This window comes from Pseudomonas sp. CCI3.1, from assembly GCF_034313985.1.
Taxonomy (GTDB): domain Bacteria; phylum Pseudomonadota; class Gammaproteobacteria; order Pseudomonadales; family Pseudomonadaceae; genus Aquipseudomonas; species Aquipseudomonas psychrophila.
In genome coordinates, this window is sequence record NZ_JAVIWO010000001.1 from 5,288,126 (window position 1) to 5,313,352 (window position 25,227).

Below are 25,227 nucleotides of genomic sequence, written 5' to 3' on the forward strand. Positions count from 1 at the left end.
CACATTCATTAAGGAAGATTCTTATGCAAAGGAAAACCCCCGCATCGGTCTACTGGATTGCCCTCGGCGCTTTTGCGCTGGGTATGGCGTCCTTTGTCACGGCTGGCCTGGTGCCCATGATTGAGCGGGCCTTTAGCGTATCGGTAGGCGCAGCAGCGCAATTGGTGACAGTGTTTGCTTTGGCGTATGGCATCGGGTCGCCTGTATGCGTTGCACTCTTGCCTGCGCAGCGGCAGAGGTTCGGGCTGTTATCCGCCCTGGGGATTTTTGTGTTGGCTAATGTGGCCAGCACGATCGTTGATGACTTTGCGGCGCTGCTGGTGTGTCGTGCATTTGCCGGGCTTGGGGCCGGTGTTTATCTGGCCGCCGGAATTAGCGCTTGTGCGGCGGTCTCTGAACCTCACAGACGCGGTCGAGGGATTGCCATCATCATGGCTGGAATGGCCAGCGGGACTGTTTTGGGGGTTCCTTTAAGCCTGCTGCTGGCTGAACAGTCAGGGTGGCAGGCCGCACTGTGGTTCATTGCCTTGCTAGGGGCTGGCTCATGGCTGGGATTACTGATCAAACTGCCCGAGCTGCCTGCCGCACCGCAAATGCCCCTTCGGAACAAACGCCTGTTGCTGGAAAACCCGAAGGTAGTGAGCGTCCTGATGGTTTCACTGTTAGCCGCAGTGTCCAGCCTTGGGATGTATACCTTCATCGTCCCGTTCATAACTGACCCTGGCTATGCAAGCGTCGACAGCGTGACACCTTACCTGTGGGTCTGGGGGCTGGGTGGCGTTGCGGGAAGCTTCATGATTGCGCCGCTGGTTGAGCGCATTGAGGGGCCTGTGTTGATACTGATCATCATGCTGGTGTTGACCGTTTCGCTATTGGCACTGCCGGTGGCCGCCGCAGTGTCGCCCTGGTTGGCCATGATTCCCATCGCGATCTGGGGTGGCGTGGGATGGGCCTTGCAGGTTCCCCAGAACAACGAATTGATCTCGGCGCGGGAACGACATGGCGATGGTAATTTAGCCGTGGCTTTGAATGAGTCTGCCCTCTACCTGGGAAGCGCAGCAGGTGCCGGTGCAGGAGGTTTTCTATTGATGTTGAACATGCCCGGTTGGGCGCTGGCGATCTGTGCCGGTGCAGTGGCGTTTCTAGGCACCGTTTTACAGTTCATTAACGTGCGCGGACATAAAACCCCATTTGCAGGAAGCATCCAAAATGCCAAACACCGCTCGATCGATTGAAACGTACATTTTTGCAAAGGATGCAAACCGGCCTGATCTTCTGCGCCAATCCTTCACTGCGGATGCAACCCTTGAAATGGTTGTGCACACAGGCGCCATCTCTTTTCCTCCGCACGTCAGCGGTCGAGCAGGGATCGCGCAGGTGCTGGTGCGCAGCTTTGGCCAGAGTTATGAAAACGTCTATACGTTCTGCCTGGGGGAGCCACCCAAGGCAGATGCAATCACCCATGCCTGCAAATGGCTGGTAGGCATGTCCGTCAAAGAAACGGGCGAACTGCGCATCGGCTGCGGCGATTATCACTGGCGTTTCGAGCCGCAATCGGGACTTGCGCAGCATCTGTGCATTACGATTGAACACATGCAGGTGTGTCTGCCTGAGGACCTGGAGCCGGTCATGAACTGGCTTCAAAGCCTCGAATATCCGTGGTGCCTGCCCAACGAGGTGATTGAGGGCGCACCGCAGATCAGCAACATTGCCCCGGTCATTGAGTACCTTCAAACCTGAGCCCTGCACATTTCAGCAGCAGGACCGCTCTACGCACACACCACGTCTTGGCACGTGGTGTGTGCATTTTCAGCCCGGAGATTGAATTTCTTGCTATAAACGCACTCCATTAGCCCCTGTTAAACACTTTTTTCGTCACTTTCCAGGTTTTGCTGGACAAATAGGTGCGTTTTCAGTTGCTGAGTCGATAAGTCGGCCTTAGACTGCCGCCCCTCGTAAATTGAGTGCCGGGTGGCGCTTGAAATAGATGGCACCTAACGGGTTGGGATGTAGATCGGTCAGAACGCTCCCTAATTAGCCTTAATGCACGTATTTTTTATAGAGAAATCAATGACAAAGGATAAGTTGCTGGCCATGCCGGCGGATGACTACATGAATGCCGAGCAACATGCTTTTTTCAGCGAGCTGTTGCAAAACATGAAGGTCGAAACCCACGAGCGTATCGAGCAGAACCGCATCGCTATCGAGAGCCTGGACACTCCAGCCGACCCTGCAGACGCCGCTTCGGTTGAAGAAGAGCGCACCTGGCTGGTGAACGCAATCGACCGTGACCAGCGCATGCTGCCTCAGCTTGAGCAGGCACTGGAACGTATCAAGGACGACAGCTTCGGCTGGTGTGATGACAGTGGCGATGCAATCGGCCTCAAGCGCCTGCTGATCAGCCCTACCACCAAGTACTGCATCGAAGCTCAAGAGCGTCACGAGCAAATCGACAAGCATCAGCGTCAGGCCTAAGCGCCTGTCCTTGCCGGAACCGCGCCATGCGGTTTCGGTAGCTTGGGCTCTGCAATCGTTTGTATTGCAACCATCCTCCCGCAATCCCCCCCGCTAAAATTTAAATTAACGTTTAGCTAAGTGTCCTGATGAAGTCCCTTTATATTTGGCACGGCGTTTTTTGCGCAAAGCTGAATTAATCGAGGGCAGGTCATGAGTCACTCAGGCAATACGGGATACGTATTGCGTGTCGGTATCTTTTTCGACGGTACGGCCAACAACCAGTTCAACAGCCTTCTGGGGCAAGAGCGTCAGGCCCAGGGTCTGAAGGTCGATCCGGGCAGCAGTTATGCCGGCGTTGCGACTAATATCGCCCGGCTGCACCAACGCTACCCTGTGCAAGCAGGCTTTAACGATGGACGCGCGCACACTTCGATTTACGTCAGCGGTATCGGCACCACCACAGGCGCCCCGGACTCTGCATTTCCGGGCCTGAGTTATGGTCGTGGTCGCACTGGCGTGCTGGGCAAGGCCGAGGAGGCTCAGGCACTGCTGTACCAATGCCTGGAGCAGTACACACGGCTTTTGCCACCTGGCGCCTTGAGTCATGTGCAACTGGACTTGTTTGGATTCAGTCGAGGGGCGGCAGCGGCCCGGCACTTTGCCAATCAAGTGCGCACTCTCCCTTTTGAAAAGCAGATGGCGCTGGCGCCCGACTTCAAATGTTCGATTGAGTTTATCGGCTTGTTCGATACCGTCGCGGCCATGGGCGGGCTTGAGGACTGGGGAGATGTTGGCGACGAGATCAACCCTGGGCTCAATCTGTACCTGGGGCCCGACTGTGCGCAACAAGTGGTGCAGCTGTGTGCGCGTGATGAAAACCGGCGCAACTTTCCCCTGACCCGAATTGCACCCCAATGGCCCCTGGATATTTTTCTGCCGGGTGCTCATGCCGATCTGGGCGGCGGGTATCCGGTGGATATGCTGGAGTACGTGCAGTTGACGCGTTGGCAGAGCAATCTGGTCGCCCCGTCGACGCCTGTCAGGCTGACCCGGGCCTGGACATTGACGCAGGCGCAACTCCCGGGCTGGCAACAAAAGGGCTTGATTGACCCGCACTCGCCAGACGATTTTTTGCAGATCCACACCGACGAGCGTAAGGCCGGTACCCGTGAGGATCCGATGAAACGGGTGCAGGCAGCCGTTTTCATGCAGCGTCGAATGCGCGGTCATCTCTCGCGGGTGTACTTGCATATCATGCACGCCGTGGCCGGTGAGCACGGTGTACCCTTTGGCGCCCTGACCGATGCACTGGAGGTTGTGCCGGATGAGCTATTACCCATTGCCGCGCAGCTCAAGGAGCAATTGAGGACACATACGATCACCCTGACTGGCCCCCAGGAGCGCTTGCTGCGCCAGCGTTACGTGCATCATTCGGCCAACTGGGATGCTGATGTGGGCGAAGGGCTCGGGGTGCTGGAAAAGGCTTTTTTCAACATTCCGCAAGAGGGCGGACGCTCGGTGTTCGCTCAGAGCGCACCGGCCTAGGCGTGCTTTACAGGGATATTGTTACAGCTGATGCAATGGAGCTGTACAGGGCACGGCTTTTTCCAGCGCGCGTTACTCTTTAAGATGGCCCATATCGTTAGGTGACTAACTAAATAGGTAGAGTAACCATCATGTCTAACCGGGTTGATGTCGCCGTGATGATTGGCAGCGGTGTACCCAAAGGCTTGCGGGCCGCGGGTCAGAAGGCTTGCTGGGTTGTGCTGGTCAATGGTGAGCAGCGCGGTACGGCTTTCTCCAGCCGCCTGGAAGCGGAGGAGTGTCGTACAGCCTGGATGGCGCAGTTGAGCGCCACCCAATGCGCAATGCATGTACGGGCTCAGCGCGCCTGATTCGGGCCTGGATGATTCAAGACCGGTTGACTGGGGTCTAAGCGTTGAGGGCGCCTGCGTCCACTGCCTGTTTTAATTCCAGTGCCGAGCTCTTGGCTGCAACTTCTGCCTGTTCGGCAGTCTTGAACCAACGGTCTTTCTCGACCTGATGGTAAGTCACCGTTTTCAGTGGTGGCTTGGCCCGCATCACAATCACTGCCTGAAACTCACCGTCGACTTCTTTGGACTCGCCGCGGATAAAAAATTCGCCAATATCAAATTCCGTCACGTGTCACTTTCCCTTCGAGGTAATGAAGCCCAGACAACCCGGCGGCATGGGCCAGGTCGATTTTTGCGCAAGTATGGCAGTTGTTGACACCCAGCGGCGCAGTTAACGTGTCCGGGCGACGAAAGCGCTGTTGAAGGGCTATCAAACGAAGTAAAAATCAGGATTTGCCCGATTGAGAAGCGGATGTGTATACCCAATCTCGGGCATGAGCCGTTAGAATGGCGTTCCGGTTGTATTTTTTAGCCTGTTTTCGCTGATGCAGGCCCGGGTTGATGCCCATCACCCTGCGGTAATCGTCGGTCTTTGTGACATGCCACTCCCGACTCCAGCAGTCTGGAGTTTTTTGTTGTATTCGGTTTTTAAATTAAGTGGGCCGAGGCCTTTTTTTCTGCTGCCTGTCATTTGTTCTGGCAGCTCCACTTCAAGTTTTCGAGGGTTTTTCGTTGGCAGTCAGCAATCTGGAGATGCATGCGTTGTTTGTTCTTGGTGATTTGCGGGCGCGGTTGGTCAAACTGTTCCAGTCCCGCTTTGTGTACATCACCGAGCAAAACGCAGAAGGTATTTACATCGCTGAAATCGATACGCAAGCAGCGTTGGTGGTAGATGACAAGCCAGGTCTGGGACTCAAGGTTGGCGATCACTTTCGCGCTGCAGTCTTGCCCAGCCGTGAAGGTGGCAAGTTCGAAATAAAATTTCGCGACATCAAGATGACGGTCTATGGCATCGGCGACTACGCCTATGTCAGCTCACCGTTGGGCGAAGGCATCGTATTCAAGGAAGGTCAGACCGTGATGCTGATCTTCGCCGCCCAGGAGCAGCTCAAGGAAGGCCTGAGCAAAACCCTGAAGGCTGTCACCGCCAAGGCCGCCAAGTGGCCCAAGGGTGAGTTGACGTTCAAGGCCAGCAAAGAGTGACAGTTGGCCTCTGTATCCCTGTAGCAGTTGCCGTGGGAACGAGGCTACGTCCGGCGGCGAAGCCGTCGTAAACCCTGTGAACCGGGTTTAACTGGCACACCGCAGTGCCTGTTTTGGGGCTGCTGCGCAGCCCAACGCAGCCTCGTTCCGACGGCAGTTGCCACAGGGGGCATTCCCCCCCCCGTCCCTCAAACAGCCTAACCCTTATGGACGATGTTCAAGGGGCAGGGCCGTTTGATTATCGCGATCACCTAAACGAGTGTGCGAGGGACCGCGAGCATGGGCATGCAGCGCTTTGTAAACAACTGCGCCGATCTGTTAATGGCCCGGCGCAAAGTATTGCTCGGTTTTTTTCTGCTCGTCACCCTGGCGCTGGGCTACAGCGCCACCCAGGTACGGCTCGACCCCGGATTTAACAAACAAATTCCGGTGCGTCATGCCTACATGCTCAACTTTCTGGACTTCAGCCGAATATTCACCGGCGCCAATCGCCTGCTGGTCAGCGTCCACTGGAAAGGCCAGGGCGACCTCTACAACCCTGAGTTCCTCCAGACCCTGCAACAGGTCACCGATGATGTTTTTTTCATCTCCGGAGTCAGTCGACCCAGTGTGACCTCGCTGTTTACACCCAATGTGCGCTACATCGAAATCACTGAGGACGGCTATGTCGGTGATCTGGTGGTGCCACCGCAATACGCCGCCACCCCCGAAGACTTGCAGCAGGTGCGCAGTAATGCCGCTCGTTCAGGGCAGGTCGGCCGCCTGCTGGCCAACGACTTGAAATCAGCCATGGTGCGTGCCGACTTGCAGGACGTTGACCCCAAAACCGGGCAGCCTGTGAGCTATGTGCAGATCGCCCAGCGCCTGGAAGACATCCGCGCGAAATACAGCAGCGCCGATATCGAAATCAACATCGTCGGCTTTGCCAAGCTGGTCGGCGATGTGGTCGAAGGTTTGAATACGGTGATGGGTTTTTTCGCCATCGCATTTCTGATTACCGGTGCGCTCTTGTGGGTCTATTCGCGCTCGTTGCGCCTGACTCTTGTGGCACTGTTTGTCGCCTTGCTGCCAGTGATCTGGCTGCTCGGCCTGTTGCCATTACTGGGCCTGGGGATCGATCCGATGTCGATTCTGGTGCCCTTTCTGATTTTCTCCATCGGCGTGTCCCATGCCGTGCAAATGACCAACGCCTGGAAGCAGGAAGTGCTGGCCGGCAGTGATTCGGTCACTGCGGCCAAGGCGGCGTTCAGCAAGATATTTATCCCCGGCGCCCTGGCGTTGCTGATGAACGCACTGGGTTTCGGGGTGATCATGCTGATCGATATTCCCATCGTTCATGAGCTGGGTGTTACAGCTTGCATCGGCGTGATGCTGATGATCATCACCAACAAAATCATGCTGCCGCTGATCATCGCTCACCTGCGACTTGAGCCGCGCTTGATGACGGCACAGGCCACGTTGTCGGGCCAGCGCCATCCGCTGTGGTGGCGTCTGTCCGCATTGGCCACGCCTGGCCCGGCCCTTTGGGTGTTCGCCCTGAGTCTGGTGCTCTTGGCGGTGGGGGCGATCAAGGCCCGAGACCTTGCGATCGGTGATATTGGCTCCGGTGCGCCGGAGCTGCGAGCTGACTCGCGCTACAACCAGGATAACCAGAAGATCATCAGCAATTACTCCATCGGACTTGATGTGTTGTCGGTGTTCCTGAGCATTCGCGACCGCAGTGAAGCCTGTCTGGACCCGGCAGTCATGCGGGCAGTGGAAACCTTCGACTTCAAGATGCGAGAAGTGCCGGGTGTGCAATCGGTGCAAAGCGTGGCGGGCATGAGCAAGCAGGTGATTGCCGGCAACAACGAAGGCAATCCGCGCTGGGCGGCGATTCCGGGATCGGCCCAGGGCTTGCAGCAGGGCGCCTATGCCTATTCGCCGGACTCGGGGCTGGTGACTGATGGCTGCCAACAGATGCAGATCCTGGTGTTTTTGACCGACCACGAAGGCGCCACCGTGGCCCATGTGCTGGAGGAGGCCAAGCGCATCATCGCCGGGATTGAGGTGCCGGGTGTGGCGTTCAAACTGGCGGGGGGCAATATCGGGGTCATGGCCGCGTCCAACGAAGCGGTCAAGCATGCCGAGGTGGTCATGCTCGCGGCGTTGTTCTTCTCGGTGGCGTTGTTTTGCCTGCTGACCTTTCGCTCGGTGCGTGCGGTGTTGTGCATCCTGGTGCCGCTGGCGATCGTTGCAGTGCTGTGCAATGCACTGATGGCGATGCTGGGCATTGGCCTTAAGGTTGCCACGCTGCCGGTGATGGCACTGGGCGTGGGGGTAGGGGTGGATTACGGGATCTATTTGTACGAGCGCATCGAACATGAAATGGCCGAAGGCCAGGACTTGCGCGAAGCCTTCTATCGCGCCATGTGCCAGCGTGGCACAGCGGCGGTTTTTACCGCACTCACCATGTCGCTGGGGGTCTGTACCTGGGTATTTGCACCCCTCAAGTTTCAGGCCGATATGGGCCTGCTGCTGGCCTTCATGTTTATGGTCAACGTGTTGGGCGCCATCTTCCTGCTTCCGGCGCTGGCCGCGTGGTTCAACCTGAGCAAACCGCTGGTGGCTGACAGATCCCCTGTAACAGCGGCCGAAGACTGCATACGGCCGCGGAGCGGTCGTAAATCCCTTGATGCAACTGTTCAGACAGATTGAGTGGCCCCTATCAAGACCGCTTCGTGCTCCAACGCAGCCTTCGGCAGCGGCTACGAGGTTTGCATTCATACAATAAGAAGGAGAATACCCCTCATGCGACGTATCACACAGATGGGCGGCTGGCTGTCAGTCGCACTGGTTTTACACGGTTATAGCGGGCTGACGTTGGCCCAGGCTCCGGCCGATCAGATCGCCCGGCTGGGCAAGGATCTGACCTGCGTCGGCGCACAGCGGGAGGGCAATGCCGAAGGCACCATCCCGGCGTTTGGTGGCCAATGGCTGGGCGCGGCGCCCGGGATGAAATTCGAGGGCACGGGCAAGCATCCTGTCGATCCGTATCCCAGCGAAAAGCCGCTCTTTGTGATAACTGCGCAAAACATGAGTCAGTACGATGCGCATCTGTCGCAAGGGCAGAAAGCGCTGTTCAAGCTTTATCCGCAGAGCTTTCGCATGCCAATTTACCCCTCGCACCGCGACTTTCGTTTTTCTGACACGGTGTGCAAAGCCACCCTTGAAAACGCATCGGTCGCCAAGCTGGTCGATGACGGCGAAGGCGTGGTCGCCCGCACCGGTGGTGTCGCGTTCCCCATCCCGCAAAACGGCATTGAACTGCTGAAAAATGCTTCGCTGTTTACCGTGCGGGCATGGACCGAGGAATACACCTCGGACAACGCCTATGTGCTCAAGGACGGCAACATCAACTGGGGCCGCGTGCATTCGCGCAACATGGCACCGGGCCTGGAGCCCGGCAAAATTGGAGATACCACCGGCAACTCGTCGTTCTACCTTAACGAGACCTTGCTGCCCCAGCGAGACAAAGGTGAAATCAACACCGGGACCGAGTACTGGAACGACAAGACCGAACCGCGCCAGAGCTGGCGCTACGACCCCGGCACGCGTCGCGTTCGTCAGTCCCCGGGTTACGGTTTTGACATGGCGTTCCCGGGTTCCGGTGGCTCTATCACGGTTGACGAAGTTCGCATCTTCAACGGCTCTGCCCAACGTTACAACTGGAACATCGTTGGCAAAAAAGAGCTGTATATCCCTTACAACACGGCACGTTTGCACGACAGCAACCTCAAGTACGCCGACCTGTTGACCCCGGGTCATATCAACCCCGACAACATGCGGTATGAGCTGCACCGCGTCTGGGTCCTCGAAGGCGTACTCAAACCAGGCAACCGCCACCTGTATGGCAAGCGCACGATGTATATCGACGAGGACAGCTGGTTCCCGATCATGGGCGACAACTACGACAACCGTGGCGAGCTGTGGCGCACCTCGATGGTCAACTATTTCTACGCCCCGGAAACCCAGACCTGGCAGGCGGGCGTTGGCCTGTATCACGACCTGAACGCGGGTAGCTACCTGGCCTTCAACCTGATCAACGAACAACGCAACGGCTATGTGCTGAACAAAGGCGGTTTTGCTCCGGGCGATTTCGGCCCTGAAGCGGCACGTCGGGCCGGCAAGTAAACCTGTAACGCCCTGACTCCATCCAGCTGTCTGCCACAGGCCTTGCCTGTGCGCAGGCGGCTGGGCGGGGCAAAAAAACAATAAGAAGGAGCAAGGCATGTTTAAGCAATACACGCGTTTTGTAGGGACCGGTTTATTGTCAGGGTTAAGTGGCCTGGCGCTGGCTGCGCCTACCATTGAGCTGGGCGAAAACACTACGCTCGACTCGTCGCTGACCGTGAACTACACGGCATCGATGCGTACTGAAAAGCCGGATCACGAATACCTCAACAACATCAACTACGACGATGCCACGCGTAACTTCAAGCGCGGTTCATTGATCAACAACCGGGTGAGCGTGTTTGGCGAGTTGATGCTCAAGCATGAGAATCTCGGCGCCGTGGTACGTGGCAGTCACTTTTATGACGAGGTCTACCATCAGCGCAACGACAACGATTCGCCGGACACGGTAAACAAGACCGGGCGCTACAACGACTTCAGCCGGGACACGCGCAAACTCAGCGGCAGCAAGGCGCGACTGCTGGACGCCTACGTGTACGGTGACTTCACGGTCAATGACGACCAGTATTTATCCCTCAAGGCCGGACGGCACCTGGTGGCCTGGGGTGAAAGCCTGTTCTGGCCCAACATCAGCCAAGGGCAAGCGCCAGTGGACTCGACCAAGTTCAACGTGCCGGGCACAGAAGCCAAGGACGCCTACTTGCCGGTCGGACAAGTCTCGGGTTCGTGGTCGGTGAACGAGGATCTGGCCTTGCTCGGCTTTTATCAATACAAGTGGGAAGAAACCCAGCTTAATCCGGTGGGCGACTACTTTGGCAGCGACACCTTTGGTCCAGGGGCCGAGTTCTTTCGTTTGGCCCCGGGTGTCGTCAACAACTTGCCCGACGCGACAGCGGTGGGTTATGGCGGCTCCGTCAAACCGGGCAACAGCGGCGAGTGGGGTTTGGGTACCCGATATCGATTGACGCAAAACACCGAAATCGGACTGTTTCATTACCGCTATCACGACCGTGTTCCAGCGCTATTTTTCGACTTTACCGGGCAGACGCACTACTCCTCGCTGGGCAAGGCAGGTGGCAACGGCAATGGCCCGAGTTACCAGCTGGGATACTTTGACAACATCAAACTCACGGGCATGAGCTTCACCACAAAAGCCGGGGACTCGGTGCAATTTGCCGGAGACCTGAGCTATCGCGATGGTGCCGCGGTGTACTTGAGCAATGGAGCCCCGGCCCGCGGTCAGGTGTGGCAAGGCAACCTGAACGCGGTGTACATGATTGGCCCGACGTTCATGGCGCAACAGACCACGTTGATGACCGAGGTGGTGCACCAGAGGATTCAGGGTGTGGATGACCTGACCATTACCGGTGGCGGGGCGGGTACAGATGGCACCTTCAACAAATTCGTTTACGACGGTCAGACCCGTGGCTCAAGCCTGCTGGGGATCGGTGCGTATTTCGATCATCCCAACGTGTTTAACGGCTGGGACTTGACGACCAAGGCCACTTGGACCCAGAACATTGACGGCAGCGCTTACTCAGGATTGGGGCGTGCCGAAAAGCGCCTGACTGTGGGCGGTGACTTTAAATACCTGGGTAACTTCCAGCTGGGGCTGACTTATGTGGCGTACCTGAGTTCTGCCGATATTGCCCAGGGGCGGACCATGGCTGACAGGGACTACTTGTCGTTCAACGGCAAGTACACGTTCTGATAGGTGGGAGCGGGCTTGCTCGCGATGGCGTCAATGGCATCGCGAGCAAGCCCGGACCTCAGGATTTACCGCGGTTCTCTTGGCATCCCCAAGGCTCGTTCGGCAATGATGTTGCGCTGGATTTCGTTACTGCCACCGTAGAGGGTGTCTGCGCGGGTAAACAGGAACAGCGCCTGTAAACGGGTCAGTTCGTAAGGGGCTCCTGCCAGCAACTCTGCTTCCGGCCCCAACACATCCATCGCCAATTTACCCAGTTCCACATGCCAGGTAGACCAGGCCAGTTTGTAGATCGTTGCTTCAGGTCGCAGGCTGCCATCCTGTACTCCGGACAGCATGCGTAACGAGTTGTAGCGCAACACCCGCAAGCCGCTCCAGGCCTGGGCGATGCGTTGACGCATGACCGGGTCCTGGGCCGCGCCATTGGTTTTGGCGATACGCACCACTTCGTCCAGTTCATTTTGAAACTGCATCTGTTGACCCAGGGTGGATACCCCCCGCTCAAATCCAAGCAGCGCCATGGCTATTTTCCAGCCGTCTCCAGGCTGTCCGATCATGTTGTGTGCAGAAGTGCGGGCCTGATCAAAAAAGACTTCGTTGAACTCGCAGGTGCCGGTCAGTTGCTGAATCGGCTGAACCCGAATGCCAGGCTGATCCATCTTGACCAGCAAAAAAGACAGCCCACGATGGCCCACGCTGCCAGGTTCCGTGCGTGCCAGTACAAAGCACCAATCCGACTCGTGGGCCAGTGAAGTCCAGACCTTTTGCCCGCTGATCAACCATTGCTCGCCAGCTTCGTCGAAGTTGGCGCGGGTCTTGATATTGGCCAGGTCGGAACCTGCGCCGGGCTCGGAATAGCCCTGACACCAAAAATCCTGGCCGGACAGTATCGGCGGCAAAAAGCGCTGTTGCTGTTCGGGGGTGCCGAAGGCTGCAATCGTCGGCCCGACCAAACCCTCGCCTATATGGCCCATGCGCCCCGGACCGCCTGCACGTGCATACTCTTCAAAAAAAATGACCTGCTGGTTGATGCTCAGTCCACGGCCACCCTGTTCGATGGCCCAGCCGGCCCCCACCCATTTGCCTTGCGCCAGTACCTGCTCCCAGCGTTTACGCAACTCGGGGGCAAAGTCTTCATCCCCCGGGCCACCTCGAAAACGCAGAACGGCAAACTCGCCAGTCAGGTGCTTTTGCATCCATTGGGCCACCTGTTGCCGGAACTGCTCATCTGCTGCGCTAAAGCCGATATTCATGTGCGCTCTCCGAAGATCTGTTTAGCCAATTGCTCACGATGAAATGCCGGGGTGCCTAGCATCTGCTCACTGGCCCGCGCTCGCTTGAAGTACAAGTGCGGGTCGTATTCCCAAGTGAATCCCACACCGCCATGCAATTGGATGGATTCGGCTGCGCACTGGAAAAAGCCTTCACTGGCGAAAATTTTGGCAGTGGCGGCGGCCTCTCCCAATTGTTGTCGGGTACTGGGATCGCCATCAATGTTCAGGCATTGATCGGCAATGCAGGCGGCGTAATAACTGGCGGAGCGTGAGCACTCGATGGCGAGCATCAGGTCTGCGCAGCGATGCTTGATGGCCTGGAAGCTGGCAATACGTCGACCAAACTGTTCGCGCTCGCCTATGTACTTCAACGTGATGTCCAGTGACTGTTGAGCACCGCCGGTCTGTTCGCCTGCCAGCCCGATACAGGCGATGTGCAGCACATCGCGCAGCATCGGCCAGCCTTGCCCCGGCTCGCTGAGCAAGTGCTCGTCGTTAACGGCAACGTTATTCAGGGTGATGGTGGCCAGACGACGGGTCTGATCCAGTGTCGCCTGCGGCTGGCGAAGAAGGCCGGGTGTATCAGCAGGCAAGGCGAACAAGCGGATGCCAGCTTCGCCGATGCTGCCCGGAGTGCGAGCGGCAATGATCAACAGATCACAGTCGGCGCCGTCGATGACATAGCGATACTCGCCGTTGAGTCGATAGCCACCTTCATGGCTTTGTGCATACACCTGCACGCCGCTGTCGTCCCAGCGTGGTGCGCTGGTATAAGCAACGCTGGCGCTAATCTCTCCAGCGGCGATCAATGGCAACCAGCGTTCCTTGAGCGACTCATTGCTGCTGAGTAACAGGGCGGGGGTGGCCAGGCAGCACGTGGCAAAGAAAGGGGTTGGCAGCAGGCAGCGTCCCAATTGTTCCTGTAACAGGCAGACTTCGACAAAGCCCAGCCCGAGCCCGCCATAGGCTTCGGGGATCGCCAGTGCGGGCCAATACAGCTCCTTGGCTATCTGCCTCCATGTTTGGGTGTCATATCCGCGCTCACTGCTCATTGCCGTGCGCACGGCGCTGGAGCTGGCAACCTGGGTCAAAAAGCGCTCGGCGGACGCTTGAATCATTCGCTGCTCGTCGGTCAGGGCAAGCTCCATGTGGGCCTCGTCTAAGTCATACGGATCAAGGCGCCAGCATGAAAGCGCGCAACGCGGGTGCAATCCCTGAGCCGGACTAGTCCATATGGGTGCCCCGCGTGGGCCTTATCACATAAGTGGAGTGGAGCGCGTCAGACGTCGGAGTCCCAAACTACGGTGATATCGCCTGAGTACTTGCCTTGCTCGGACAGCATTTCACTGACGTATTGCTTTTGGATTTCGAAGTGCAGCATGGAGGGCTTTTGATCCACATAATGGGTGGACTGAAATACCTGTTCTGTCGCAGTACTCAACTTCTCACGGGAAACTGCAGAGCCATCGTCATTGCCGATACCGTTTGGCATGCTGACCCTCACATCCACCGGTACTGCATGGTCGTTGCTGTTATTGCTGATCGCACAGGCGTCACCTATCACCCGCTCACAGGCCAATTGCATCTTGAAGCGTGAACTGGCGGATATCAGGAAGGTTTGGTCTTGGTACAGCTTCTCGGGTGTGCGGCCCTTTTGCAGCCAGTGTTGCCAGCCGCCTGTTGGCAGTAATTCAACTTTTTCCCCGCCGGGAGGAATGTCAACTTTCAGGGTGTGTTGAACATTCAAGGTGAAATTCAACGACAGGGTTGGGTCAGCCGGAATCATCACGTCACCCATGTCAAAGTCCTGGCCCGGACCCACTGTATAAATTAAGTTGCCCACATAATCACCGGATGACATGCCCAGCGGGTTGGGTGTTTCTATTTCGTAAGCGAAGTCCAGATAGCTGTATTTCATCCAGGGGATATTGAACCTGGCCTGTTTCTGGCAAGGAGCCTGTACGGGGGTTTTCCAGAAGAAATTATAAAAGTTATAACCATAATAGCCGACACCGCTGTATGAACAGTTAGCCGGTGCATACACCCAACCCGTGCCCCATAGCAGGTAATGGGCTGCGATATCTGTGACACCACCACCGACAAGGTCGATAACCGAGGGAGTAACGTACGTTGAACCAAATCCCTTGATTCTAATGCGTACGGTTTCCTGCTCAAGGGTCTGGCTATGGCTGACTGTGAAGTCTCGCCATTGTGTGGGCAAGCTGAATGATGCGCCTTGGCGCGGATCAGCATGATTGGCTGTGATGGGTGCAATTGAGTTAAATACGATTGGCGCACGCAAACTGAACATAGCACTGGATTTGCATTCGTTAGGGTAATCCTTGCAGTAACCACTGTTAGGCGTCTTGTTTTCAAACTTGTTGAAAAAGGGCTTTGAAGAGTCGGGTTTAAATTCTGCCCGTACGCTCATCTCGAAACCCTGCGCCGTGTTGAGGTGAGCGAGTGTCATGAACAAGGCAGTGGTCATCCGGATGCGGGCCTTGGATGACCATGACTGAATGCAGGTGTTGGAAGGGATCAATTTGCTGTTCATATAAATGCCATCGTTCGCGTGTGTTTACGACGTACGTGCACAAAATGCCCGGACATGACCTGGCCAATCAGAACGGCGGGCGTTGTTCCTGTTGGTTATCAATGCATTGGAAAAGACGCATCGAAAACAAGTTGCACGCTGCCGAAATATTCTCCCGCGCTGAATCCTGCATCAGGCGTAATGGCCTCGATCAGCAAGGGAACTCTGGAACCGATATTGGCTTCGGTATCGGGTACGACTACGGTATTTGTCAGCAAGAGCGGTTGGTTGTTGAAGATCACGTTTAGTGCGATCAGGTCCCGGCCGTTTGATAACACGGGCTCATGACCCAGACGCGCTGAAACGGCACCGCTGGTGCTGCGCACATCGAATAATGTGCGCAAGGGCTCTAGAGTGCCGTTGACAAGATTCCAGTTCATTTGTTGTTCACGCTCAACAAACCCTGGATCTACGGGCAGTACATAGAAATCATGGGTCGGAATGCTAACGCTGACCTCGAACGTGTGTTCTTCACGCGCTGCATACCCTGTCTGCACCCAAAGTGCCAAACTTGCCGCCACAGCCAGATGTGAAATGTTGCAGCCAGGGAAGTGCATCAGCCTTTAACCTCGATGGTTTTTTGTTTATCGGCTTCGATCAGCACAAAGCGGTAATGGCGACCCGCTTCTTTGGTGAAGCGGAACGTGCGGCCCGGCAAGATGTGGTTTTTGGTGATGGGTCTACAGTCCATTGAGTCCCGGGATGAGCAATCCTTGAATTCGTCGACTACCACGACGGTGTTGCCTTTGTTGCTCACTGAGTACTGGTCCTTGGTGTCGTCGATACGGGTATCGATGCGTGATACCTGGGGTCGCACAAAAAATACGGTGCCATAGCCCGCCAGCACATTGACCCCGGCGGACAACGTCTTTTTGTACTCATCGCTTTGATCCTGGTTCAAAGCAAACTCGTCTTCTTTTTCGGGTACTACCGGAATAAAACGGACGCGAAAATAGCGTTCGTTGTCCCGGTTGCCCATGAACAGCAAACGCGAGCCTTGGGTACCTTTTGCCGGCACAATCAAGCGCGCCGGACTGGCCATTAAGCCGTCGCGTACACTGGAATCCTTGGTTTTGAGCGGTACTTCCTCGGAGGTACCATCCGCCTTGTAAATAATCTCGGTGATTTTGATTCGTACAAATGCGGTACTGCTGCCACCATTGAATACACGCTTCAAATAGGTGCTTTTATCAGCCTCCATGTAGTCATAGACAGTGCCGACATTAATATTGGGGCCTGCAATAACTCCGAATGAAACCAGGCAGCAACCAATGAGTGAAAAAAGGCGTTTCATTGTTAAATCTCTCTATTGAATATAAAAGTCATACATCTGTGCTGTGGCATTGTTAGCCGGCTGTTTGTGGGGTGTTCTTTGACTCTGCCAAGGTATCGGGATGGCAACGCAAATCACCAATCTGCAAAACGTCTTGCTCTCTTTTTGTATGCTTGGTGTCAATCCGGAACTGGCACAGCAACTGTTCACCCTTGCGCACTTCAAGCGTCGGAGTGCGAGCATTCATCTCCATCGAGAAGAATCCATCGACTTCCGTGATACCCCGACTGGCGTGGTTGATGATGTGATGGCCCTTGAGCGGTCTGCCCTGGGAGTCAATCAAGCGGCCAAGTACGGTCACGGTTTGCACCACATTGATGGTGCGATAGTCCACGCCGCCCTTGTTCAGGTGGTAACTGCTGCGAGCTGGCTGAATGGTTGCGGCCGGGACGTCGGTCCCTTCGAAATCGAAACTGACTGAGCTGTTTTTGTAAGCCGTGAGCGGGATGAAGTTGCGCCCCGGGCGCAGTATTGTGCTGCTCCCGCTTAAGTCATCGGCACGCAGGCTGATGCCTTCGATATCCGATTGCACATCCACAATCATGCCCGCGCCCCGACCGCTGTACTCACTGGCCATGACTGACTTGCCGCCACCGATTGCGAGGGTGTTGTCCAGGTTCAGGCCTCCGGTGAATTTGCCGTTATACGAGGAGCGCTGTACAAAACCGTCGGCATTGAGCGTGCTGGTCTGGATGTTCCCTCGCGCCGACATCCCTACACCGTAAGTGTCCGCGGTCACTGTTGCTGCAACGCTTTGCAGCAGGTGGTTTTGCAGGGTTTTGCTGTAGGTCAGCGAGGCGTTGTTGTCCCGGTCGCCATCTCGGGAGGTGCGCGATCCAAGGCTGGCAGACCATTTTTCGCCCGGGCCTCCAAGAGCGAGGCTGACGCTCAGGTCGACACCGCGATTGCGCTTGGCCCCGCTGCTTAGGCTGCCGGGCCGATCAAATACCGATAAGCGCCAGTTGCCGTCACTGCCGAACAAATGAGTCGATTGGGCCCAGCCCAGGTCTATCCCGTAGCCCTTGGTGTAGCCGTCAGCATAGGAGAGACGGGCGCTGAGGCTATTTTTGGGGCTGAAGCGATGATTCATCGAGATCGACGAGTTACTGGTCTGTCCAACATAGACCTGGCGTTTGCGCAGGCGCGTTCCGTCAGCCAGCGTGTCGTAGGTGTTACGGGTGTCCAGCCAGCTTCGGGTATGGTTGAACACCAGGCTGCCGCTACCGTAGCTGTAGAGTGCATTCAGGTCGGCGCCGGTGCCATGGTTTTGAGTTTGAGAGACGTTGGCGTAAAGGCTGGCATTGCTGGCAAAGGTCCAGTCGATGGACGTTCCCAACTGCATGTTGCCTTTGACCTGACGCCCGGACAAACCGAGGATCACACGCGGGTGCAACAGGTAGTTAAGCGAGGCTCCGCCGGTCATGTCACCACTGGACTGGTCTTCCCAGTTGCTTAATAGTTTGGCTTCTCGGCCGGCAAACACGTTGTAGCGCCAGCGCTGATCGTGGTTGCGCCAGTTGTTGGGTTTGTAGACCAACTCCGAAGTGGTACTGGTTGTCTGGCCATCTTCAATAAGGCGCACTTGCACTTCGTAAATACCGCCCGGCAAGGTGCGGGTATCGATGCTCTGCAAGCCAGCCTGTACGGGTTGCGTGTTAACGAGCAGGCCGTTGCGGTAAACCTCTACGGAGCCCTGGCGGTTGGCTGTGACGTAGATAGGATAGATGCTGGGTTTAGGCAGCTCGACGGCGAGGCTGTCGGAGCTGCCATACATAAACCCCAGAGTGGTGTCGGGGCTGGCGCCGAAAGTGCGGACCTGACGGCTCAGGCCTTCGGAACTGGGAGTGAAATAGCCGAGGCGAAAAAAACTGCCTTCTAACTCACGTTGCGTATAGGCCTCGTGCAGCGCGTGATACAGCGTGTTGTTGTCCGGACCGCCTATACGGGACAGTTGCAGATTCAGCCCCTGCGTCCAATTGCCCAGGCTGCTGCTCGCTTCCAGGCCGAATCGTCCGCTTGGGGTTTCTTCCTGGCCACCATTAATATTGAGTTGATTGCGAACAATCAGGCCGCGACTGCCATTTGCGGGCAGTTCGTAGTACTGGCTTTGTTGATGGTCACGTTCTGCGTTTTCGGTCAGCAGTGAAACCAGTGAGTTTTCGAGGTTGTAGTGTATGGCCAGGAGTTGATTGGGGCACTGACTCGAACAACTGCCCAGGCTAACCCCCTGTTTGAGGTAGTCAGACCATGTATCGCGCTCTGCAACTGTAAGGTTGCTGGCGTCGTAATTGGTAAATTCAATCAGGGTCAGTCGATCGTCACGGGAAAGCACGATCATTGCTTCGCCCACCAACTGTCCGTCGCGCTCAACCTGCACCGCCAGAGGAACATCGAAAAAGTGCTCTTCAAAGTCTGCTGGCAGGCCCTTGGCCTGGGCCAATAAACTGCGGGGCGTTGTGCCGTTGGTTACAGGCGCTGCCAAGGCCGTTGTACTAACCAGCAGGGCAAGTGCCGTCGCGATGGGGGTCATCGGGAACATAGTCGAAATACTCGATAGCAGCCAGTAAAAGCACAAGGAACGTGCGGTCATCTGGGGTCGACCGAACGTTCCTTGTCGGGTTGAATCAATTACGGGTCTGGATCAAAGAGTTTTGGGCACGTTGTCGAATATAACGGTGACAGACGCGGTGTAATCACCCGATGCGCCAGAGGGGGCTGCACCTGCACTGATCACCAAGTCGGCCTGGGTTCCTGCAGTGGTAGCGGTGCCATCGGCGACTACTAATAGTGCGTTGGCAGTCAGGGTTACGCCGTTGAAGGTGGTTACGAGTGGAATGTTTTGAAGGGTATTACCATTGAACAGATTGGGTGGGCCGCCATCGACGTAGGCGTGGATCGAGCCCGTGGTGTTTTTGACGTTGAACGTCTGGCGCAGGGAGCTCAAGCTGCCTTTTACCGGGTCGTAGCTCATGGTTTCGTCTTTACCGAACTCAGGATTGACCGGCATGGCGTGGAATTCCTGGGTTGGAATCGACGCCTTGATCTTGATAACACTGCTGGCATCGTTTGCTGCCCATGCACTTGAAGAACCGATGGCCAATGCGATGAGTGAGGTTGCGATAGTTTGTTTAAACATGTTTATTACCTGTTTTGAAGTTTTAGGGCGGTGAAGGCCAACCCTTAAGTTCGCGCTGAAACTTTGCAGTTGCATTCGGTGGTCCATTGAGGCTCGGCCGCCAACAAGTTTTTACTTGTTTAGATTGAGGTGTCGAGTTTTCAATGCGGGGGGGATTGTTGCTCAAGAGTGAGATCTTTAATGTAGTAAGTTGCGTTTCGTTCTGTAGTTTTCGGCTTCCAGATTTGAAGGTTTTTTCTTACGCTTTGGCGCTTTTGGTGTTTTCTCACTAAGATAGCTGTCAGTTATCGAAATATTTTTTTGTAGTTAAAACAACTAATTAGGCCGCTAGGGTGCCTACTGTCTCATTCGTCGCCAAGCACAGCAGAAAATCCGCTTTTGTCTGACGAGTAGGCTGTATCTCTATGTTTCGTGTGAGCGATATGTTTGTTGGGTAAGTGAAGTATGAGTTGGCGGGGTCGGGGATTGCATCTGTATTGAATTTGTGGGTTGTGTTTTGGGGTGGGTTTGAAGTTGTATCTTTTTGAAGTTGCAAGCGCGCCTATTCTAATCAATGCGTTAAGTGGCTTGAGTTGAAAATTAAGTTATGGTTTAAGTTCTATTTTTCGCTTATGGAAGTCAGAAAAATGAATGAGCATTATGCGCAAACAGTAGAAGTGGAGTCGCGTGCGGGGCTGGCGAGGTATTCGGCGCGTGAACGTGCCGTGCGTAATCCACGCATATTTGCATCGGGTGATTTGAAGTTGTTGTTATTGGAGTTGATTGGCCAGCAACCCTGTCACGGATATGACTTGATTCAACAGATCGAGGGACTGTTCGACGGTGCCTATAGCCCCAGCCCGGGGGTGATTTATCCGGCATTGGCCTTTCTGGAGTCCGGAGAGCTGGTAGGCGTGGCAAGCCAGGGTGATAAAAAAAACTACAGCATTACCGAGTCGGGGCGCGCCTATCTGATCCAGCAACAGGTTGCCCTCAATGGTGTGCACATACGCATTGATGTCAGTCGGCGCTCGTTGCGTGGCCACGACCGGCCACCGGAGATCCATGAGGCGATGCACAACGTGCGCCATGCCCTACAACTGCATCAGGGGCACTGGAGCCCCGCAGAGGTTCAGCGCGTACACGACTTGCTCAACAACACCGCCAAGGCAATTGTTGACGGGTAACCCTCGATTGCATGCCCTGCGCAAGAGCAGCCTTGGGCGGTTCCTGCGCAGGGCAGGTGGGCCTGCAACTGTTTAGTCTCAACGGACGATGATCCACCCCCGACGCGTTCCCATACTGCTCCCATGCCTTTGCCAACCCGGGAGCACACGTGAACAGCGCAACTCATACCGCATTTCACACCAGTATCGACGCAGGCGTCGCTGAACTGGTGATCGACAGGCCGCCCGTCAATGCCCTCAACAGCCATGAGTGGCTGGACCTGGCACACACTCTCGAAGCGCTTGGCCAGGACCCTGAGGTCCGTGTGATCGTGATTCGTGCCGAAGGCCGCGGTTTTTGCGCAGGGGTCGATATCAAGGAGCTGGATGCTCACCCGGAACTGATCGTCAAGGTCAACGCGGGCAACTACGCCACCTTCAAGGCCGTGCATCGCAATCCGGTGCCGGTGATTGTCGCGGTTCACGGCTTTGTACTGGGTGGCGGGATTGGTATTACCGGCGCCGCCGACATCGTCGTGGCCTCTGATTGCGCCACCTTTGCGCTGCCGGAAGTCGACCGCGGTGCCATGGGCGGTGGTGCGCATTTGCAGCGTTTATTCCCGGTACAAAAAGTGCGCTACCTGTTTTTTACCGGCGACAAGATCGGCGCTGTAGAAGCCCAGCAATACGGTTTTATCGAGCGCGTGGTACCCCGTGAGCAACTGCGCGAAACCGCGCTGAACATTGCCCACAAAATCGCGGGTAAAAGCCCGGCCATGATCCGCATCGCCAAAGAAGCGTTGAACGGCATCGAAGACGGCAACCTGGAAGACAAATATCGCTGGGAGCAGGGTTTTACGCTTCAGGCCTACACCAGTGCGGACTCCGCCGAAACTCGCCGAGCGTTCGTTGAAAAACGCGACGCCAAGTTCTGAGGAGCCGACCATGGAACTGACTTATTCGCCCAAACAAAAGGCTTTCCGTCAGGAGGTCAGGCAATGGCTGGCGGCTAATCTGCCCGCTGAACCGTTGGCCAGTTACGACACTCGCGAAGGTTTTGAACAGCACCGCCAGTGGGAAGCCAAGCTGTTCGACAGCCGCCTGTCGATGGTGATGTGGCCCACCGAGCTGGGCGGGCGCGGTTGCGACCTGATCGAGTGGCTGATTTTCGAAGAAGAATATTACGGTGCCGGCGCACCGATGCGGGTCAATCAGAACGGCCAGTTACTGCTTGGCCCCACCCTGATGGAGTTCGGCACCGAAGCCCAGAAGAAACGCTTTCTGCCACGCATGGCCGCCAGTGCCGATATGTGGGCCCAGGGCTGGTCCGAGCCGAATGCCGGTTCGGACATGGCCGCGATCACCAGCAAAGCGACCCGCGATGGCGACGGCTATGTGCTTAACGGTCAGAAGACCTGGTCGACTCGGGCCATTTTTGCCGATTGGCTGTTCGGTCTGTTTCGCAGTGACCCCGCGTCCAGCCGTCATCACGGGCTGTCGTTCGTGATGGTGCCGCTCAACGCACCGGGTGTGACCGTGCGCCCGATCAAGGCCCTCAACGGCAAGGATGCGTTTGCCGAAGTGTTTTTCGACGACGTGCGCATCCCCCTGGAAAACCGCATCGGTGATGAAGGGCAGGGCTGGCACGTGGCGATGGCCACCGCCGGTTTTGAGCGTGGCTTGCTGCTGCGTTCCCCGGCGCGCTTTCAGTACACCGCACGCAAATTGGTCGAGCTGTATCAGGCCAACCGCGCCAGCGCCGACCGCGACCCGAGCCTGGGTGAGGCCGTGTGCAAAGCCTGGATGGATGCGCAAGCGTACGCCTTGTCCGCCTACCACACGGTGGGCCGGCTGAGCCGCGGGGCGCAGATTGGCGCCGAGTCGAGCACCAACAAAATCATCTGGTCCGAACTTGATCTGCGCATGCACGAAACCGCCATGCGCATCCTGGGTGCCAGTGGCGAACTGACCGGTAAATCGGCAGACGGCCATGATTGGCTGGAGGGCTTTCTGTTTGCTCAGGCAGGTCCCATCTACGCCGGCACCAACGAGATTCAGCGCAACATCATTGCCGAGCGCATGCTCGGTCTGCCGAAGTGAGGCCGGGGATGGACTTTACCTTTACCGATGACCAGCAAACCTTCCGCGAAGCCATCAGCCGTTTTTTGATGACCGAAGCCGCGCCGGAAATGCTCCGTGAAATCTGGGAAACCGATGTCGGTCGCTCCCCGGATCTACGCAACAAAATTGCCGAACAAGGTCTCACGGCACTTTCCATTCCCGAGGCCTTTGGTGGCCTGGGCATGGATGACGTGGCCTGGGCCTTGATGACTCAGGAATTGGGTTACTACGCCATTCCTGACTCGCTGGCCGACACCGCTTACGTGGCCAGCGCCCTTATCGCAGGCTTGTCCGACAGCGTCGCCCAGCGCGGCGAGTGGCTGCAGGGGATTGCCGATGGCAGCTTGCGGGTTGCCCTTGGGCACCCGGTCAACCCGCTGGTGGCCGATGCCGCACATGCTGACTTGCTGCTCCTCGCCCATGGCGATGAGGTTCACGCGGTGCCTCGCAGCCAGGTGGATGTTCATGGCCACAGCAGCCTTGATGCCTCTCGGCGTCTGGCGCAAGTCAGTTGGCAACCCTCTGTTGCGACGCGGGTGGCGCAGGGCGAACAGGGCCGCGCACTCTGGACGCAAACCCTGAACCGTGGAGCGCTGTCAGTGGCCGGGCAGTTGCTTGGGCTGGCGCAGCGCATGCTGGACCTGTCGGTAGATTACGCCGCGCAGCGCAAACAGTTCGGCAAGCCGATCGGCAGTTTTCAGGCGGTCAAACATCACTTGGCCGACGTTGCCACGCAGCTCGAATTTGCCAAGCCGGTGCTGTATCGCGCCGCCTACGCCCTGGCTCACAACGAGCCGAATGCCGCCGTGTGGGTATCGCAGGCGCGCCTGGCCAGCTGTGATGCCAGCTGGCTGGCAGCTCGTCATGGCATACAGGTACACGGCGCCATGGGTTACACCTGGGAAGTTGACCTGCAAATGTTCATGAAACGCGCTTGGGCACTGGATAACGCCTGGGGCGACCGTGCGCTGCACAAGACCCGTGTGGCCGAGTATGTATTGAGTGGCGCGGCGCCTTTGGGCCCCGGCCACACGTTCGAGGATTGACCGATGCCCCAAGCTTACATTGTTGACGCGTTGCGCAGCCCGACCGGCAAGCGCAAGGGCGGTCTGGCCCATGTCCATGCCATCGATCTGGGCGCCCATGTGCTCAAGGCGCTGGTCGAGCGTAATCAGATCCCGGCGGATGAATATGACGACGTGATTTTTGGCTGTGTCGACACCATCGGCTCCCAGGCCGGTGATATCGCCCGCACCAGTTGGCTGGCCGCCGGTTTGCCGCTGAACGTACCCGGCACCACGATTGATCGCCAGTGCGGCTCTTCGCAGCAGGCGCTGCACTTTGCCGCGCAAGCAGTGATGAGCGGCACCCAGGATGTGATCGCCGTAGGCGGTGTACAAACCATGACCCAGATCCCGATTTCGTCGGCGATGCTGGCGGGGCAGCCGCTGGGTTTCAGCGACCCGTTCTCCGGCAGCAAGGGCTGGAAAGCCCGCTTTGGCGATCAGCCGGTCAACCAGTTCTACGCAGCCCAGCGTATCGCGGACCACTGGAATATCAGTCGCCAGCAAATGGAAGCCTACGCGCTGGAAAGCCATCGCCGGGCCCTGGATGCCATTGCCGGGCACCGTTTTGTGAATGAAATCGTGCCCTGTGAAGGGGTATGGGACGACGAAACGCCACGCCACACCAGCCTGGCGAAAATGGCCGAGCTGGAGCCGGTGTCTGTTGAATTCCCGTCGATCACCGCAGCCGTGTCCAGCCAGACCTGCGACGCCTCGGCAGCCTTGCTGGTGGTTTCAGAGGCGGCACTCAAGCGCTACAACCTGACGCCCCGGGCGCGGATCCATCACCTCTCGGTGCTGGGCGACGACCCGATCTGGCACCTGACAGCACCGATTGCGGCGACCCGTGCCGCGCTGAAAAAAGCCGGCATGAGCATCGGTGACATTGATCTGGTCGAGATCAACGAAGCGTTCGCCTCGGTGGTCATGGCCTGGGCCAAGGAGCTTGATTTCGACCCGGCCAAAACCAATGCCAACGGCGGGGCGATTGCCCTTGGTCATCCACTGGGTGCCAGCGGGGCACGGTTGATGACCAGCCTGCTTAACCAGCTGGAGCAAAGCGGTGGGCGTTATGGCTTGCAGACCATGTGCGAAGGCGGCGGGCAAGCCAACGTGACGATTATTGAGCGCCTTTAGGAGCATTGA

The 25,227-nt window shown here is 56.9% G+C and carries 22 protein-coding genes; 14 read left to right on the forward strand and 8 right to left on the reverse strand.

The window, feature by feature from the left end:
* Positions 1 to 23 precede the first annotated feature (23 nt).
* The 5 genes from RGV06_RS24360 to RGV06_RS24380 all read left to right on the forward strand — a co-directional run bounded on the left by RGV06_RS24360 (position 24) and on the right by RGV06_RS24380 (position 4,352).
* Positions 24 to 1,235: an MFS transporter gene (locus tag RGV06_RS24360; protein WP_322151639.1), complete on the forward strand. Its 1,212-nt coding sequence runs from the start codon at positions 24 to 26 to the stop codon at positions 1,233 to 1,235.
* Positions 1,210 to 1,740, forward strand: coding sequence for a hypothetical protein (locus tag RGV06_RS24365; RefSeq protein ID WP_019828960.1), 531 nt, complete (start codon positions 1,210 to 1,212; stop codon positions 1,738 to 1,740). The genes RGV06_RS24360 and RGV06_RS24365 overlap by 26 nt, the downstream gene beginning before the upstream one ends.
* A gap of 330 nt (positions 1,741 to 2,070) precedes the next feature.
* Positions 2,071 to 2,475, forward strand: a complete 405-nt coding sequence (locus RGV06_RS24370) for a TraR/DksA family transcriptional regulator (protein WP_016780464.1) — start codon at positions 2,071 to 2,073, stop codon at positions 2,473 to 2,475.
* Between the two features lie 192 nt (positions 2,476 to 2,667).
* On the forward strand, positions 2,668 to 4,002 hold the full coding sequence (locus RGV06_RS24375; protein WP_322151640.1) for a T6SS phospholipase effector Tle1-like catalytic domain-containing protein: 1,335 nt from the start codon (positions 2,668 to 2,670) through the stop codon (positions 4,000 to 4,002).
* A gap of 131 nt (positions 4,003 to 4,133) precedes the next feature.
* Positions 4,134 to 4,352 (forward strand): hypothetical protein, encoded by a 219-nt coding sequence (locus tag RGV06_RS24380; protein ID WP_019828962.1) that lies wholly within the window; start codon positions 4,134 to 4,136, stop codon positions 4,350 to 4,352.
* Positions 4,353 to 4,389: 37 nt separating this feature from the next.
* On the opposite strand, the gene RGV06_RS24385 is transcribed toward RGV06_RS24380, so the two are convergent.
* Positions 4,390 to 4,620 carry a hypothetical protein gene (locus RGV06_RS24385; RefSeq protein WP_046809536.1) on the reverse strand — a complete coding sequence of 77 codons (231 nt, stop codon included), beginning with the start codon at positions 4,618 to 4,620 and terminating at the stop codon, positions 4,390 to 4,392.
* 443 nt (positions 4,621 to 5,063) lie between these two features.
* Between RGV06_RS24385 and RGV06_RS24390 the strand changes: the two genes are divergently transcribed.
* The 4 genes from RGV06_RS24390 to RGV06_RS24405 all read left to right on the forward strand — a co-directional run bounded on the left by RGV06_RS24390 (position 5,064) and on the right by RGV06_RS24405 (position 11,418).
* Positions 5,064 to 5,534 (forward strand): hypothetical protein, encoded by a 471-nt coding sequence (locus RGV06_RS24390; RefSeq protein ID WP_037032830.1) that lies wholly within the window; start codon positions 5,064 to 5,066, stop codon positions 5,532 to 5,534.
* Positions 5,535 to 5,819: 285 nt separating this feature from the next.
* Entirely contained in the window at positions 5,820 to 8,231 is a 2,412-nt protein-coding gene (locus RGV06_RS24395) for an efflux RND transporter permease subunit (RefSeq protein WP_322151641.1), read from the forward strand.
* A gap of 93 nt (positions 8,232 to 8,324) precedes the next feature.
* A complete protein-coding gene (locus tag RGV06_RS24400; RefSeq protein WP_019828967.1) occupies positions 8,325 to 9,707 on the forward strand; it encodes a DUF1329 domain-containing protein in 1,383 nt (460 codons plus the stop codon).
* A 97-nt stretch (positions 9,708 to 9,804) separates the two neighbouring features.
* A complete protein-coding gene (locus RGV06_RS24405) occupies positions 9,805 to 11,418 on the forward strand; it encodes a DUF1302 domain-containing protein (RefSeq protein ID WP_019828968.1) in 1,614 nt (537 codons plus the stop codon).
* A 65-nt stretch (positions 11,419 to 11,483) separates the two neighbouring features.
* Here the strand turns inward: RGV06_RS24405 and RGV06_RS24410 are convergent, their stop codons facing one another.
* The 7 genes from RGV06_RS24410 to RGV06_RS24440 all read right to left on the reverse strand — a co-directional run bounded on the left by RGV06_RS24410 (position 11,484) and on the right by RGV06_RS24440 (position 19,751).
* On the reverse strand, positions 11,484 to 12,668 hold the full coding sequence (locus tag RGV06_RS24410) for an acyl-CoA dehydrogenase family protein (RefSeq protein ID WP_019828970.1): 1,185 nt from the start codon (positions 12,666 to 12,668) through the stop codon (positions 11,484 to 11,486).
* A complete protein-coding gene (locus RGV06_RS24415) occupies positions 12,665 to 13,837 on the reverse strand; it encodes an acyl-CoA dehydrogenase family protein (protein WP_048351987.1) in 1,173 nt (390 codons plus the stop codon). Before RGV06_RS24415 ends, RGV06_RS24410 begins: the two co-directional genes overlap by 4 nt.
* Positions 13,838 to 13,968: 131 nt before the next feature.
* Positions 13,969 to 15,243, reverse strand: a complete 1,275-nt coding sequence (locus RGV06_RS24420) for a hypothetical protein (RefSeq protein WP_322151642.1) — start codon at positions 15,241 to 15,243, stop codon at positions 13,969 to 13,971.
* A gap of 98 nt (positions 15,244 to 15,341) precedes the next feature.
* Positions 15,342 to 15,839 (reverse strand): CS1 type fimbrial major subunit, encoded by a 498-nt coding sequence (locus tag RGV06_RS24425; RefSeq protein WP_019828976.1) that lies wholly within the window; start codon positions 15,837 to 15,839, stop codon positions 15,342 to 15,344.
* Complete coding sequence (locus RGV06_RS24430; protein ID WP_019828977.1) at positions 15,839 to 16,576, reverse strand: hypothetical protein; 738 nt, start codon at positions 16,574 to 16,576, stop codon at positions 15,839 to 15,841. The genes RGV06_RS24425 and RGV06_RS24430 overlap by 1 nt, the downstream gene beginning before the upstream one ends.
* A gap of 52 nt (positions 16,577 to 16,628) precedes the next feature.
* Complete coding sequence (locus RGV06_RS24435) at positions 16,629 to 19,154, reverse strand: TcfC E-set like domain-containing protein (RefSeq protein ID WP_048352079.1); 2,526 nt, start codon at positions 19,152 to 19,154, stop codon at positions 16,629 to 16,631.
* A gap of 102 nt (positions 19,155 to 19,256) precedes the next feature.
* Positions 19,257 to 19,751, reverse strand: a complete 495-nt coding sequence (locus tag RGV06_RS24440) for a CS1 type fimbrial major subunit (RefSeq protein ID WP_048351989.1) — start codon at positions 19,749 to 19,751, stop codon at positions 19,257 to 19,259.
* A gap of 626 nt (positions 19,752 to 20,377) precedes the next feature.
* Here RGV06_RS24440 and RGV06_RS24445 point away from each other — a divergent pair.
* From RGV06_RS24445 to RGV06_RS24465, 5 genes are all read left to right on the forward strand, one after another.
* On the forward strand, positions 20,378 to 20,917 hold the full coding sequence (locus tag RGV06_RS24445; RefSeq protein ID WP_148561544.1) for a PadR family transcriptional regulator: 540 nt from the start codon (positions 20,378 to 20,380) through the stop codon (positions 20,915 to 20,917).
* A gap of 149 nt (positions 20,918 to 21,066) precedes the next feature.
* The gene (locus RGV06_RS24450) at positions 21,067 to 21,831 is read left to right on the forward strand and encodes an enoyl-CoA hydratase family protein (protein WP_019828982.1); all 765 of its coding nucleotides are present in this window, start codon (positions 21,067 to 21,069) and stop codon (positions 21,829 to 21,831) included.
* A gap of 10 nt (positions 21,832 to 21,841) precedes the next feature.
* Positions 21,842 to 22,996, forward strand: coding sequence for an acyl-CoA dehydrogenase family protein (locus tag RGV06_RS24455; protein WP_019828984.1), 1,155 nt, complete (start codon positions 21,842 to 21,844; stop codon positions 22,994 to 22,996).
* 8 nt (positions 22,997 to 23,004) lie between these two features.
* Positions 23,005 to 24,063 carry an acyl-CoA dehydrogenase family protein gene (locus RGV06_RS24460; RefSeq protein WP_019828986.1) on the forward strand — a complete coding sequence of 353 codons (1,059 nt, stop codon included), beginning with the start codon at positions 23,005 to 23,007 and terminating at the stop codon, positions 24,061 to 24,063.
* 3 nt (positions 24,064 to 24,066) lie between these two features.
* Positions 24,067 to 25,218, forward strand: a complete 1,152-nt coding sequence (locus tag RGV06_RS24465; RefSeq protein WP_019828988.1) for an acetyl-CoA C-acetyltransferase — start codon at positions 24,067 to 24,069, stop codon at positions 25,216 to 25,218.
* Positions 25,219 to 25,227 lie beyond the last annotated feature (9 nt).